Annotated in this window: 11 protein-coding genes and 1 tRNA gene; 8 read left to right on the forward strand and 4 right to left on the reverse strand. The window is 47.5% G+C overall.

The features are described 5' to 3' along the window. Window positions 1–9: 9 nt before the first annotated feature. The 6 genes from argJ to argF are packed head-to-tail and all read left to right on the forward strand — an operon-like array spanning window position 10 to window position 8,111. Window positions 10–1,227, forward strand: coding sequence for a bifunctional glutamate N-acetyltransferase/amino-acid acetyltransferase ArgJ (gene argJ / locus AC0VYQ_RS03080; RefSeq protein WP_475404236.1), 1,218 nt, complete (start codon window positions 10–12; stop codon window positions 1,225–1,227). Further along, window positions 1,224–1,997: an acetylglutamate kinase gene (gene argB / locus AC0VYQ_RS03085; protein WP_214893807.1), complete on the forward strand. Its 774-nt coding sequence runs from the start codon at window positions 1,224–1,226 to the stop codon at window positions 1,995–1,997. Before argJ ends, argB begins: the two co-directional genes overlap by 4 nt. Beyond that, window positions 1,963–3,108 (forward strand): acetylornithine transaminase, encoded by a 1,146-nt coding sequence (locus tag AC0VYQ_RS03090; protein ID WP_159172760.1) that lies wholly within the window; start codon window positions 1,963–1,965, stop codon window positions 3,106–3,108. Before argB ends, AC0VYQ_RS03090 begins: the two co-directional genes overlap by 35 nt. Next, a complete protein-coding gene (locus AC0VYQ_RS03095; RefSeq protein ID WP_214766678.1) occupies window positions 3,105–4,157 on the forward strand; it encodes a carbamoyl phosphate synthase small subunit in 1,053 nt (350 codons plus the stop codon). Before AC0VYQ_RS03090 ends, AC0VYQ_RS03095 begins: the two co-directional genes overlap by 4 nt. Beyond that, the gene (carB, locus tag AC0VYQ_RS03100) at window positions 4,147–7,182 is read left to right on the forward strand and encodes a carbamoyl-phosphate synthase (glutamine-hydrolyzing) large subunit (RefSeq protein WP_475404237.1); all 3,036 of its coding nucleotides are present in this window, start codon (window positions 4,147–4,149) and stop codon (window positions 7,180–7,182) included. The genes AC0VYQ_RS03095 and carB overlap by 11 nt, the downstream gene beginning before the upstream one ends. Further along, window positions 7,179–8,111 carry an ornithine carbamoyltransferase gene (gene argF, locus AC0VYQ_RS03105; protein WP_475404238.1) on the forward strand — a complete coding sequence of 311 codons (933 nt, stop codon included), beginning with the start codon at window positions 7,179–7,181 and terminating at the stop codon, window positions 8,109–8,111. Before carB ends, argF begins: the two co-directional genes overlap by 4 nt. 333 nt (window positions 8,112–8,444) lie before the next feature. Here the strand turns inward: argF and AC0VYQ_RS03110 are convergent, their stop codons facing one another. Both AC0VYQ_RS03110 and AC0VYQ_RS03115 read right to left on the reverse strand, forming a co-directional pair. After that, a complete protein-coding gene (locus AC0VYQ_RS03110; protein ID WP_475404239.1) occupies window positions 8,445–9,254 on the reverse strand; it encodes an MBL fold metallo-hydrolase in 810 nt (269 codons plus the stop codon). Window positions 9,255–9,396: 142 nt separating this feature from the next. Next, window positions 9,397–9,470, reverse strand: a tRNA-Gly gene (locus tag AC0VYQ_RS03115). A gap of 172 nt (window positions 9,471–9,642) precedes the next feature. Here AC0VYQ_RS03115 and AC0VYQ_RS03120 point away from each other — a divergent pair. Together AC0VYQ_RS03120 and AC0VYQ_RS03125 are read left to right on the forward strand one after the other, a co-directional pair. After that, window positions 9,643–10,188: an imm11 family protein gene (locus AC0VYQ_RS03120; RefSeq protein ID WP_235195200.1), complete on the forward strand. Its 546-nt coding sequence runs from the start codon at window positions 9,643–9,645 to the stop codon at window positions 10,186–10,188. Continuing rightward, a complete protein-coding gene (locus AC0VYQ_RS03125) occupies window positions 10,185–10,604 on the forward strand; it encodes a hypothetical protein (protein ID WP_088836374.1) in 420 nt (139 codons plus the stop codon). Before AC0VYQ_RS03120 ends, AC0VYQ_RS03125 begins: the two co-directional genes overlap by 4 nt. A 202-nt stretch (window positions 10,605–10,806) precedes the next feature. On the opposite strand, the gene AC0VYQ_RS03130 is transcribed toward AC0VYQ_RS03125, so the two are convergent. Then, window positions 10,807–11,775: an alpha/beta fold hydrolase gene (locus AC0VYQ_RS03130; RefSeq protein WP_475404240.1), complete on the reverse strand. Its 969-nt coding sequence runs from the start codon at window positions 11,773–11,775 to the stop codon at window positions 10,807–10,809. Between the two features lie 10 nt (window positions 11,776–11,785). Next, window positions 11,786–13,465 carry a formate--tetrahydrofolate ligase gene (locus AC0VYQ_RS03135; RefSeq protein WP_214893814.1) on the reverse strand — a complete coding sequence of 560 codons (1,680 nt, stop codon included), beginning with the start codon at window positions 13,463–13,465 and terminating at the stop codon, window positions 11,786–11,788. Window positions 13,466–13,611: the final 146 nt, after the last annotated feature.

Raw genomic sequence — 13,611 nt, forward strand, 5'->3', positions numbered from 1 at the left:
GGAACGAACGTGTTGAACTTACAAACCGTGTCACCGTTGACGCTGACGACACCAAAAGGCTTTAAGGCGACAGGTATACATGTTGGACTCAAACGAAAACGGAAAGATTTGGGCTTGTTGGTATGTGAAGGAGGAGCGAGTGCGGCGGCTGTCTATACGACAAATCAAATGCAAGCAGCACCGATTATAGTGACAAAACAAGCGATGGAAGCCTCAGAGGGGCGTATTCATGCCATTTTAGTCAATAGCGGGAATGCTAACGCCTGCACCGGTGAATTAGGTTTGACCCATGCCTATACGTCGCAACACGCAATCGCGAATCACTTACAGATTAAACCGGAACAAGTCGCAATCGCATCGACCGGGATCATTGGTCAAACGTTGGCGATTGACACGTTAGTAGCTGGAGTCGATCAACTGGTGGCGAGTGAGGCGGAAGAAGAAGCGGATGCTTTTGCCCATGCGATTTTAACGACTGACACAGGTATCAAAACGGCCGGGTATCAATTTTTGATGAATGGAAGTGAAGTTTCGATTTGCGGTGTTGCGAAGGGGTCAGGAATGATTCATCCAAACATGGCGACGATGCTCGGATTTTTAACGACCGATGCGACCGTCGAACCAAACGTCCTGCAAACGATATTAAAACGCTCAATCGACCGGACGTTCAATTGCATTACGGTCGATGGTGATAGTTCAACCAATGACATGGTCATGATGTTAGCGAGTGGTGCGGCAAAAACGCCGACAATCATGCTTGATACGCAAGAAGCGGAGCAGTTTGAGCAGGCGGTCACGTATGTCTGTCAAGAACTTGCGAAGCTCATTGCACGAGACGGAGAGGGCGCAACGAAGTTGATTGAAGTAACGGTTCAAGGAACGGACGAAGAACGATTGGCACGAAAAATCGCCAAACAAATCGTTGGTTCTTCGCTCGTTAAAACCGCGATTTTCGGAGAAGACGCGAACTGGGGACGAATTGTAGCAGCAATCGGAAGCATCGATGAACCGATTGATGTCTCGAAAATTGATATTCGGATTGGTTCACAGTGGGTCTTACGACAGAGTATGCCGATTTTGTTCGATGAGACACTTGCTTCAAATGAACTTGCGGCGGATACGGTAGCGATTGAAGTCGATTTAAATAGTGGGGCGGCCGTCGGATGTGCCTTCGGATGTGATTTGACGTACGACTATATCAAAATCAATGCGAGCTACCGGACATGAAACAACGAAAAATGATCAAACTCGGTGGGAGTATTTTTGAACAACTCGATTCCCGTTATTTTAAAGAATGGAAAGACTGGTGCGATGCTGGTCACGAATTAATCATCTTGCATGGTGGCGGCCCCGCTTTATCAGCTTATTGTGAAACCTTAGAAATCGAATCCGTCTTCCGGGAAGGCGTCCGTGTGACGACCGAGGAGGTCTTACTCGGGGCAGAACGTGTCCTCGGGGGCGAGGTTCAGTCAAAAATCGTTTATCAGCTCAATCGATCAGACCTACCTGCAGTCGGATTGACGGGGATTGACGGTGCAAGCATTGGCGGAGAGCAACGACAAGGGTTAGGGGCAGTTGGTGATATTCGCTTCGTAGATAAAACCTTGTTTGAAACGCTACTCGGCGCAGGCTATATTCCGGTCGTGACGTCGCTGATTACCGGTCCGTCCGGTGCGCTTAATAGCAATGGCGATACATGTGCGATTGCCGTCGCAAACGCACTCGATGTCGATGCGTTTGAGCTATTAACGGATGTCGAAGGAGTCCGGTTAGATGGTGTTTATCAAGCAGTCGTCACGCGAGAAATGTTGGAAGGCGGCATAAAGACAAATGAGATTCATGGTGGCATGATTCCGAAAGTAGAAGCGGTGATTGAAGCATCAAAACAAGGGATTCCAGACGTTCGGATTCGGTCCGGGAAATACGTGACGAGTCAGGGGACTCGCGTCAAGGAGGAAACAGATGAGCGCATTACTACCAACTTATCAACGTCATAATATCGAATTAGTCGAAGGGACGGGATCGTTCGTCAAAGATACGCAAGGCATCACGTATCTTGATTTTATGATGGGGATTGCCGTTTGCAACACGGGACATCGGCATCCTTACGTAGAGCAACGCCTCAAAGAACAACTTGGTCAGCTTTGGCATACGTCAAATTTATTTGAAAGCAGTAAGCAGGAACGTGTCGCGACGCTACTGACGGAGAACAGTCACTTGAGTCATGCTTTCTTCTGTAACAGCGGAACAGAAGCGAATGAAGGTGCGTTTAAATTAATTCGCAAATGGACGCAAAAAACAGAAATCTTGTCATTCAGCCAATCGTTCCACGGGCGTACATTCGCGATGATGGGAGCGACAGGTCAAGAAAAAGTCAAAGAAGGCTTTGGTGAAATGGTAGCGGACTTTAAACACCTCGTGTTCAACGACTTAAGTAGTTTAGATGCCATCACGGAAAAAACGGGCGCCGTTTGGCTTGAAATCATCCAAGGTGAAGGTGGTGTCATCGTCGCGGACGATGCTTGGTTGGAGGCGTTAATGAAACGGACAAAAGCGTATGGCGTCAAAATCGTCGTCGATGAGGTCCAAACGGGGATTGGGCGAACTGGATCACGTTTCGCTTTTGAACAGACACCACTAAAACCAGATATCATTACAGTCGCGAAAGGGCTCGGAAGCGGTTTTCCGGTTGGAGCGATCATCACGACAGCGGAAGCGGCGACCATATTTACACCGGGGACACACGGCTCGACATTTGGCGGGAACCCGCTAGCGATGACAGCAGCGGAAGCGACACTCGACCTTCTCTTGACAGACGAGCTTTTACACGAGGTGCAGGAGAAAGGAAATTACTTGATGAGACGACTCGCAGCAGAGTTGCCTGAAACAAGTCTGCATAGTGTTCGAGGACGTGGTTTGATGATTGGAATTGAATTCGAACGACCGGTCGCTGGAATTGTCCAAGCGCTTCAACAAGTAGGGATGCTCGTCGTCAGTGCCGGACCACACGTAGTTCGTTTATTACCGTCTCTATTTGTGACACGGGAGGAACTAGATCTTGCGCTAGAAAAAATAAAACAAGTCTGCCAACAGGAGGTCATGGTATGAACGGGATAGGTACATTAACGCTTGCAAATGGAACAACGTATTCAGGAGAGCTGGTCGGTACATCATCCGCTAAAGGAGAAGTCGTCTTTTTCACCGGTATGACCGGTTATCAAGAAGTATTGACGGACCCCTCTTACCGTGGACAAATCCTTGTTTTCACGTATCCGCTAATTGGGCAATACGGAATCGCCCATGATGAAGCAGAAAGTAATCAGATTCAAGTCGCGGGTGTCATTGTTCAAACGCTCGCACAAAACGGAGCACGAACGGATTTTGCCGACTGGTTAGCAGAAGCGGATATACCTGTTCTGACAGGAGTCGATACACGGGCGCTTGTCCATCAACTTCGATCATCTGGCGATCAAATGGGAAGTATTGAGGCAGACGCTCTATACGAGAAACGCCATCAGACAGGAATCGCATCCGTCTCCGTCCAGACGATGAAAACATATGAACTCGAGAATGCTGATGGACATATCGTTTGTCTGGATTATGGCGTCAAAAAATCGATGATTGAAGCTTTACTGGCACGGGGTATGCGCGTGACAGTTGTTCCATTCGATACAGAAGCGTCCGCCATCAAAAGATTGCAACCGGACGGGCTGTTGTTCTCGAATGGTCCTGGAAATCCGGATCAACTTGAACCATTTCTCTTAGAAATTAAACAGCTCGCGATGGATTATCCGACGCTCGGCATTTGTATGGGGCATCAAATCATCGCGAAAGCCTTCGGCTGCCAAATCACGAAACAACATCACGGGCACCGGGGGGCAAACCACCCCGTCCGTCACCTTGCTTCCGGTCGTGTTTTTATGACCTCGCAGAATCATGGGTACGTCGTTGAGGCAGAGAGTGTTGCGGCGTCAGAGCTAGTTACAGCATACGAACATATTAACGATGGTTCGATTGAAGGATTGATTCATCCATCGCAACCAATCATGACAGTGCAGTTTCACCCAGAAGCAAATCCGGGACCGACAGAAGCAATGGTCGTGTTTGATCAATTCGTCGCCTCGGTTTTATCACAGGAGGTAGCCCATGTTGGATAACAAAAAAGTCATGGTCATTGGATCGGGACCAATCGTCATTGGTCAAGCGGCGGAATTTGATTACTCCGGAACGCAAGCATGTCAAACACTTCGGGAAGCGGGCTGCGAGGTCATTCTCATGAATTCGAATCCGGCTACGATCATGACGGATCCGTCGACGGCGGATCAAGTATATATCGAAGCGATGACACTCGAAAAGGCGACAGAAATCATCGAACGAGAACGCCCGACGCATTTACTTGCGACCGTTGGAGGACAGACAGCTTTGAACCTGTCGCTCACGCTGGATGAAGCGGGCATCCTCGAGCAATATGGTGTTTCGCTGCTCGGAACATCGCTCGAAACGATTCGGGATGGAGAGGATCGTGAACGTTTCAAACAACGGATGATTGAATTACATCAACCACTCCCGGATAGTCAAACGATTGAAACGATTGAGGAACTGGAGAATTTCATGGAGGACCACGGTGTACCCCTTGTCATCCGTCCTGCGTTCACATTAGGGGGAACCGGTGGTGGAATCGCGACGACGAAGGAAGAAGCACGTACGCTTGCGATGAACGGTCTGCAAGCAAGTCCGATTTCCCAGTGTTTGGTCGAAGTCAGCATCGCAGGTTACAAGGAAGTGGAATATGAAGTGATGCGTGATGCATACGATACGACGATTATCGTTTGTAACATGGAAAACATCGACCCAGTCGGTGTCCACACGGGTGACTCGGTTGTCTTTGCTCCAATCCAATCGATTTCTGATCGAATGAATCAACTTCTTCGGACCGAGGCACGTCGCATCGTTTCCGCACTCGGTGTGATCGGTGGTTGCAATATCCAATTCGCGATTCATCCGACAGAGCACCGGTATTTCGTCATCGAAGTCAACCCGCGTGTCAGTCGTTCTTCCGCCTTGGCCTCGAAGGCAACAGGGTATCCGATTGCAAAACTAGCGACACGTCTTGCGCTCGGTGAACGCTTGGATGATTGCATCAACCCTGTGACGAAAGAGACGATGGCGAGTTTTGAGCCGGCACTCGATTATATTACGGCGAAAGTACCATGTTTCCCGTTTGATTTATTTTCAGGGTGTGACCGTGCGCTCGGAACACAGATGAAGGCGACCGGTGAAAGTATGGCGATGGGGAAAACGTTAGAAGAAGCACTGCAAAAAGCATGGCGTGGTGCAGGGGTCGAACAGGCACCACTCTATCCATCGTGGATGCGTGAGGCGACGAGTGAGCAGTTGTGGAAGGAAATCACGACTCCAACCGATTTACGGTTGTTGGCGATGCTCGCCTTGCTCGATCGTCAGGCGACGACGCAGGACGAACTAGCGGCACAGACAAGTATCCAACCGCTCTTTTTAGAACTGTTTGCTCGGTTGCTGACGATGCGCGACTCGCTCGACCTGACGAAACCTGTTTCCATCCAACAAGCGAAACGGCACGGTTTTACCGATCAGCAGATTGCCGACATCACAGGTGTGGCAGCGGAAGATGTCCACGAACTGCGGATAGCGCATGACATTACTCCCGCCTTCCAAATGATTGACACGTGCGCAGCAGAATTCGTCAGTACGACTCCTTATTACTACGGAAGTTGGTCTGGGCGAACTGAAGTACAACCATCGAATCAACAAAAGGTCGCAGTCATCGGAGCGGGTCCGATTCGAATCGGACAAGGCATTGAATTCGATTACTGCTCCGTCCATGCGGTCCGCGCTTTACAACGTGCCGGGTACGAAACCATCATGATTAACAACAATCCGGAAACCGTTTCGACGGATTTCGAAGTGGCAGATCGCCTCTACGTTGAGCCGTTGACGATTGAGGATGTCGTTCATGTCTTAGAAGCAGAACAATGCCAAGATGTCCTTGTTCAGTTCGGGGGACAGACGGCAATCAGCTTAGCAGCCGATCTCGAAGCACGTGGGTATCAGTTATTAGGCACGACCTCAGACACGATTGATGCGATGGAAGACCGCCACCGGTTTTACGATTTTCTCGATCAATTAGACATCAAGCATATTCCGGGAGAAGAAGTCATGACAGTTGATGCATTAAAGAAAACTGTGATGGCACTTGGTTATCCTTTAATCGTTCGTCCATCGTATGTGATTGGCGGGAAAGGGATGCATATTTTAAACGACGACGCGATGTTAGAAGCGCTTTTACCATCGCTGACATTCCCCGTGCTCCTCGATGCTTATATCGCAGGTCAAGAGTTTGAAGTCGATTGTATTTCAGATGGGACGACGAGTTACGTTCCAATCATTATGGAACAAATTGAGGCGGCAGGCGTTCATTCAGGTGACTCGACGATGGTTCTTCCGCCAAAGTCAGCCTCAGCTCAGCTACAAAATGAAATCGAGCGGATCTCTAAAAAAATCGGTCAGCATCTCTCATACCGTGGAGCGTTCAATATTCAATTCGTCGTCACGGGACAACAAATCTATGTTCTAGAAATTAATCCTCGCGCGTCACGGACATTACCGATCGTCGCGAAGGTAACGGGACAACCGTTACTTGAATGGGCTGTAAAGGCAGCGATCGGTCAAAAAATCGAATTGCCGTCAGAGCGGATGGAACTCTCTTTCCATGCGGTCAAGACACCGGTCTTCTCGACGTTGAAACTGACGCATGTTGATCCAAAAACGGGTCCGATTATGCGTTCGACCGGAGAAACGTTACAGTGGACAGAAAATGGTCATGCAAAGGAGCGTTTCTTATTCGATGAAACAACGAAACGTCACATGACCAAACCTGCGCATACGATTGCTGGTCACGGGACAGAAGCGTGGGGACAAGCGACGCCGCTCGGAGATTTCCCTGTGTTTGACGAGTGTGTTGCCTTTTTTTCTTTCATTCCTGAAGAAAAAGGACTCCGGGAACAAGCGCTTGCAAAAGGCGTTCATGTCATTACTGAGCAACATCTAGCCGAATATTACGAAACGGTTCGTGATTGTGCATCGATTCCAGTCAAGCCGTTAAGCGAATGGATGATCAAGCAAAAGGAGTGGATGAAAGGATGAAGACGAAGCACAAGTTACAACATATGTTGACGCTGGAAGAATTGACGGCTGAAAGTTTAACAGAGCTACTTGAGCTTGCAAAAGCAGTCAAACAATCCCCAAGCGACTATCAAACGGCACTGGCGGGAAAAAAGGTTGCGCTCTTATTCGAAAAAGCATCGACACGGACGCGGATATCATTTGAAGTCGGTGTCGTCGAACTAGGCGGATACCCGGTCGTCCTAAGTGGTGCTGACATGCAAATCGGACGCGGAGAACCGTTAAGCGATACGATCAAAGTCATGAGTCGTTACGTAGATGCATTGATGATTCGGACGTTTGCCCATGAGACGGTCGAAACGCTTGTTACGCATGGAACGATTCCCATCATTAACGGCCTGACGGATCTACATCATCCGTGCCAAGTACTTGCAGATTTGCTGACGATTGAAGAACACTTAGGTTCTCGTCAAGGCAAGATTTTGACGTATATCGGTGACGGAAACAATATGGCGCACTCCTTATTGCTCGGTGGAGCACTGAGTGGGATGGAAGTACGTATTTGTAGTCCGGATGCGTATGCGCCGAACGAAAAAATCGTTGCACAGGCGATAGAAATCGCGAAGGCGACAGGTGGAACAATCCAGCTCTTTACGGATCCCGTAGCAGCTGTAAAAGGTGCAGAAGTCATCTACAGTGATGTGTTTACGAGCATGGGGCAGGAGTCAGAGTCGATTGAGCGCCTGAATGCCTTTGCAGGCTATCAAGTGAATCTATCTTTGCTTCGCGAGGCAGCAGATGAAGTCATCTTCTTACATTGTTTGCCGGCACACCGTGGGGAAGAGGTGACGGCTGATGTCATCGATGGGACGCACTCCGTTGTGTTCGATCAAGCAGAAAACCGTCTTCATGCTCAAAAAGCACTGATGATTGAGCTGCTGGGCAAGTAAGTGACAGACGTTGGTTTGTTGCTTGAAAAATAAAATCAAAAAGGAATCTATCTTTCATGCGCTTTTCTCAGGGGAGGTGCCCTCTTGCCCTTTTCCTGTAGAAGTTGCGTGAAGCGAGTGTTTCCTTATCCTTTCTACAAGAGATGAGCTGCGTGTCCTAAATAAGCGGACGCCATGATTGAAAAGAATATGCATTGAAATGGCCGATGATCCCATGAGAAAAGGGAGTATCGGCCATTTGGTTGATGTAGGACGGAAACGTCCGTTGTGAAAATCGATATCGGACTGACGCATGAGTCAGTCCCCCTTTTCCGGTGAAAGAGACGAAGGGAATTAATCGAACTGCCGTCGTGCGAGACGGGCTTCATGCTCTTTATTGACCTGTCGTTTATTTTTTTCATGGAGGCGATGCATGAAGGGAGTTCGTTGCCAAGATGCAGACCATTCCGACTTTTTTCCGGCACGGAGGCCGAGAATATAATCATAACTATGATGTAGACGTTCAATCATATCCGTCCGCACATCACAGATATGTCCATGACCTGGTACGAGCAATTTCACCTCGTATTCATAAATGAACGATTCAAGTAGTTCGAGCGTCGTTAAATATTCCGTCGAGTCATGTTCAATCAAGGGGATTTCAACATCTGACGCATAATCCCCACAAATGAGTAAATTCATTGGCATGACGACGAAGGATAGGTGTGTTTCTTCATGCCCCGGCGTCAAAAAGAAAATAAGTTTAGTCGATCCGATGGTGAGTGTTGTTTCCGATTCTTCAATGATATGCGTGATCTCCGGAAAGAGGACAGGAGAATCGATATAGTATTCATCATTAAAATTTTGAACTTCTTCTAAAGCGACTTGTGTGTCAGTTTCGATGAACCGACGCGATGCAATCGCGATGGCGTCTTTAAAAGCATAAGCTCCTAAAATATGATCAAAGTGAGCATGGGTGTAAACGATATAGAGCGGACGTTCATGGCGGATGATTTCAACATCTCGGCGAATCGTCGCAATTTCATCCGGCAACCAGCCAGGGTCGACGACAATCAAGCAATCCGGCGTTTCAATCAAGGTTGAAGTTGTTTTCATCAATGTACTTTGATAGACGGTCACGCCCGGCATCTTCATCTGGATCATGAAATCCCTCCTTTTATATCGAACTATACCCTGAAACGATGAGGAATTACCCTAGAAGACAACAAAAAAGACGGCTTGCATCGCGCAAGCCGCCTGCCCTCTAGAGGGATTATGGTCGTTGACCTATGTTATGTCTTAAAATTGGAGCGGGTGAAGGGAATCGAACCCTCATCATCAGCTTGGAAGGCTGAGGTTTTACCACTAAACTACACCCGCATGAGTGCTACATGAAATATAGTAGCATAGCAAAGCAGTTATTTCCATAACTTTTATGAAAAAAAGCTATTTCGGTTGATTTTATGTGTACAATAATAATAGCTAAATCGTTTACATGAGCTTCCTGTAACGATTGTGAATGGCTGAAGATGGATAGAGGAGCGTATGAGTAGTGAACAAAGTTCAAGTTTGGAGCGAACAGCCGATGGGAAAAGGATGGAGGGCACAATGCCATCATCAAATCGATCGTCATCGCTTCACGACAGGAGAGTGGTTCCTTAACGCAAGCTTACTTGCCTTTTCGATTGAACAGGATGCGGATATGTTACCGGACGTGCTTCCGAACGTGTTGAACATCCCGCTGGTCTCTGAACGGATGAAACAGGCGCTTGAACAGTTTACACCGTTTTCTGTTCAATGTCTTCGGGTTCAACTTCAAACGAGATCGGGATGGAGCAACTACTATCTCATCAATATACTAGCGGTCAGACGGGTGGAACATCTACATAAGACGAACATTTTCCGACCGATCGGAAAAAAGTATGTCTACTTCATGACAGAGCGACTCGTTCAAGATTCGCTCGGTGTCCATCATCTATTACGAGACGAACTGACAGATCGAATTTTCGTCTCCAGTCAGCTAGCACGGTATTTAGAACGATTAACCGTGACCGGGATACAATTTGACGAGATAAATCGAATGGAGGAATTAATATGAAACAATACACGGTCGATAATTGGATTACACTTGAATATCCACAAGCATTTGAATATCAAGAAGAAGAGACTTTTGTCAGTTTTTATTCGACAGAAGAAAATGCGATGGGAACCTTACAACTTTCGATTTATGAATCGGAATCGGAGGAATTGACGCCATTCGAAGCAGCCGAACAAGAAATCAACCTGTTGGTTGAAGAATTTGATATCGAATTGACGAGTCCACTTGAAACGCGTCGTAATTCAACAAAAGAAGCGTTGCTCGCAGTAGATGGAAAAGAGGAAGGAATTTTCCTTCGCATCTTTGCGTATTCAGATGGAGAACGCCTTGTATTATTAACGTACTCAGCGGATCGCGAATCGCTCGAGTTAGAAGAAATCGAAACAATCATGACATCTTTAAAATGGATTTCTTGAATTGAAAAAGGTGCTAATTCAAAACGATTCCCTTCACAATTCTTTGTGATGGACCGTTTCGTCCTTGGCATAAGAAACGCCGATGATTCCGTTTTTCATACGGAGTCATCGGCGTTTTTTTGCTTCATCTCGTTCATGATGACTGGATGCACACTTGGTTCCCGTATGCAAAAAGCCCTTTTTGTTTCGAATAAGAGCCCTTTTAAGAGCCCTGTTTTCGAATGGAAGCAGGATATGGAGCATTGATATGATTATTCAACCAACCGGCAATGTCTGCGAACACACGAATGCGTTCGAACTCATGGAAGAGTTCATGACGTAAACCGCGGTAGACGGTCAGTTGAGTATCTTCAACGCGAACGCGATTGTAGGCATCAAACAATGCGTGAATTCCTTTTCCATCAAAGGCGACTGGATCATCTTCTCCGGCGACGAGTAGAAGGGGGAGATGCCGTGGGTGCTGATAAATATTTGCTAGCGCATTGACGGATTTGGTTGCCGTCAAGAGCTCATGGAAAAATCCGAGTGTTACGGTCTGCCCTGAAAGTGGATCTTCATCATACCGCAAGACGGATTGTGGGTCCGAGGATAACCAGGCATTCGACGAAAGGGCGGGGAAAAAACGTAAGTTGTATCGACCGAATACAGCACGCCCCATCCCTTCAGCTGGTTGTTTGGCGGAAGTATTAGCAATCAACCGTTTGACGAGTTGTTTACTGACTGTTCCTGAAACTCCAGCATCGGTAGGTGGACCACTAGCGATGACGCCTGCTAGCACATGCCCAAGCGTTTGACCAAGGCGGCGTGAGATGAGGGAACCAAAACTATGTCCGAATGCGAAAACCGGTAATTCAGGATACTGTTGCTTAATATCTTGTACGAGTTCCTCTGCGTCCTGAATGAGTTGTTCAAACCCTTGGTTCGGCTCTAGATGACCGAGGGCATCTTGTTGCTGCGCACGTTCACCAAAACAGCGAAGATCGGGAATGAAAGTATGGAAGTGGTGAGCATAGAGAAATTCTGCGAATTCGTCATAGCGTGCCCCGTGTTCCATCATGCCATGGAAAACGATGACGACTCCCTTTGGTGCTTGTGCTTCTAGGATCCGCATATTTGTTGTATAGCCATCAGAAGCAATCCAGTGTGTATGATTAATTGTCACATGTCTCATCCTCTCTTGATTACGAAAGACCAAAGATTGTTCCGTCTTCAGCAATCCCCATCTGATTAGCAGCCGGTTTTTTAGGAAGACCCGGCATCGTTAATACATTCCCGGTTAGAGCAATAATGAATCCGGCACCGATGGCCGGCTTGATTTCACGAACGGTGATGGTAAATCCTTCGACCCGACCATATTTTGATGGATCATCCGTTAAAGAAAACGGTGTTTTCGCCATACAAATCGGCAGGTCATTCAGCCCGCGTTCTGCACAACGTTCAAGTTCGCGCAATGCTTTGTCTTCAAAATGTACGTCAGCAGCACCATAGACACGCGTTGCGATTCGTTCGATTTTTTGCTTGAGGGGTAACTCTGCTGGATACAACGGTTTGAATTGACTCTCTTCCTCGAGTGCCTCCATGACTTGACTGACGAGTGCTTCGCCACCAGCACCACCTTGGCTGAAGACTTCGCTTTCTGCGACGCGAATGTTTCGTTCGCGACACCATGTTAAGACGGTTTGCCGTTCTGTTTCTGTATCAGTGAAAAATCGATTGAGTGCGACAACAGCGGGAACACCGAATAAATCCATCGTCTCGACATGTTTTTCGAGCAACGCCAGTCCTTCTGTTAAGGCGGCTAGGTTTTCTTCGACGAGTTGATCTTTTGCGACGCCACCATGCATCTTAAGTGCTCGGATCGTCGCGACAATGACAACAGCATCTGGATGGAGATTACCAATTCTTGATTTGATGTTGAAGAATTTTTCAGCCCCTAGGTCAGCGCCGAATCCAGCCTCTGTCACGACATAATCACTTAACTTAAGTGCAGTCCGTGTTGCGATGAGTGAGTTACAGCCGTGGGCGATATTTGCAAATGGCCCGCCGTGAATTAAAGCGGGTGTTCCTTCGACGGTCTGGACAAGGTTCGGACGGAACGCTTCTTTTAGCAGTAATGTCGCAGCACCCGACGCTTCAATGTCTTTGACCGTGATTGCTTGCTGATCATAAGAATAAGCGACGACGATCCGGCTGATCCGTTCTTCTAAATCTTTTAAGGAGTCGGCTAAGCATAAGACGGCCATGATTTCGGAAGCGACTGTAATATCGAAACCGTCTTGTCGTGGAATGCTGTGTGCGGGTCCCCCTAGACCAATCGTAATGTTTCGGAGGGCGCGGTCATTCAAGTCGAGAACGCGTTTCCAGGTGATGCGACGTGGATCGATGTGAAGCTCGTTTCCTTGATGCATGTGGTTATCGAGTAAAGCACTAATCGTATTATGAGCCGAAGTAATCGCATGCATGTCTCCAGTGAAATGAAGATTGATTTCTTCCATCGGTAACACTTGACTATACCCACCGCCACAAGCGCCACCCTTTAATCCCATAGTTGGTCCAAGGGAGGGTTCGCGTAAACAAATCATCGTTTTATGATTTTGACGATGGAGTGCTTGACCTAAACCGACGGTCACAGTTGATTTTCCCTCACCGGCAGCCGTCGGGTTGATGGCTGTGACTAAAATGAGCTTCCCATCCGTTTTAGTTGCGAGGCGAGTTGCTAATCCATCACTTAACTTTGCTTTGTACTTTCCGTAGCTGTCGTAATCAGCCTCCGTAAGTCCGATTTGATCAGCAATCTCAGAGATTGGTTTTAAAATCGTTTGTTGTGCAATTTCTAAGTCAGAACGAATGGTTTTTTCCATGGCAGCTTCTCCCTCTCCAATTATAGATTTCTCTCTATTTCCTTATAGTAGCGTATCTAAAACAGACACGCCAAATAATCGTTCAATATTTTCCACCCAAAGAGTCAAATCGTTACGTTTTCATTTTTTGTCGAATTTCGTAATGT

It is taken from the genome of Exiguobacterium sp. QJM3NY_9 (assembly GCF_056173545.1).

What these genes read in the sequence shown, in the direction of transcription:
- argB (WP_214893807.1), top strand. Translation starts at nt 1,224, where the DNA reads ATGAAACAACGAAAAATGATCAAACTCGGTGGGAGTATTTTTGAACAA.
- AC0VYQ_RS03090 (WP_159172760.1), top strand. Translation starts at nt 1,963, where the DNA reads ATGAGCGCATTACTACCAACTTATCAACGTCATAATATCGAATTAGTC.
- AC0VYQ_RS03095 (WP_214766678.1), top strand. Translation starts at nt 3,105, where the DNA reads ATGAACGGGATAGGTACATTAACGCTTGCAAATGGAACAACGTATTCA.
- carB (WP_475404237.1), top strand. Translation starts at nt 4,147, where the DNA reads ATGTTGGATAACAAAAAAGTCATGGTCATTGGATCGGGACCAATCGTC.
- argF (WP_475404238.1), top strand. Translation starts at nt 7,179, where the DNA reads ATGAAGACGAAGCACAAGTTACAACATATGTTGACGCTGGAAGAATTG.
- AC0VYQ_RS03110 (WP_475404239.1), bottom strand. Translation starts at nt 9,254, where the DNA reads ATGATCCAGATGAAGATGCCGGGCGTGACCGTCTATCAAAGTACATTG.
- AC0VYQ_RS03125 (WP_088836374.1), top strand. Translation starts at nt 10,185, where the DNA reads ATGAAACAATACACGGTCGATAATTGGATTACACTTGAATATCCACAA.
- AC0VYQ_RS03130 (WP_475404240.1), bottom strand. Translation starts at nt 11,775, where the DNA reads ATGAGACATGTGACAATTAATCATACACACTGGATTGCTTCTGATGGC.
- AC0VYQ_RS03135 (WP_214893814.1), bottom strand. Translation starts at nt 13,465, where the DNA reads ATGGAAAAAACCATTCGTTCTGACTTAGAAATTGCACAACAAACGATT.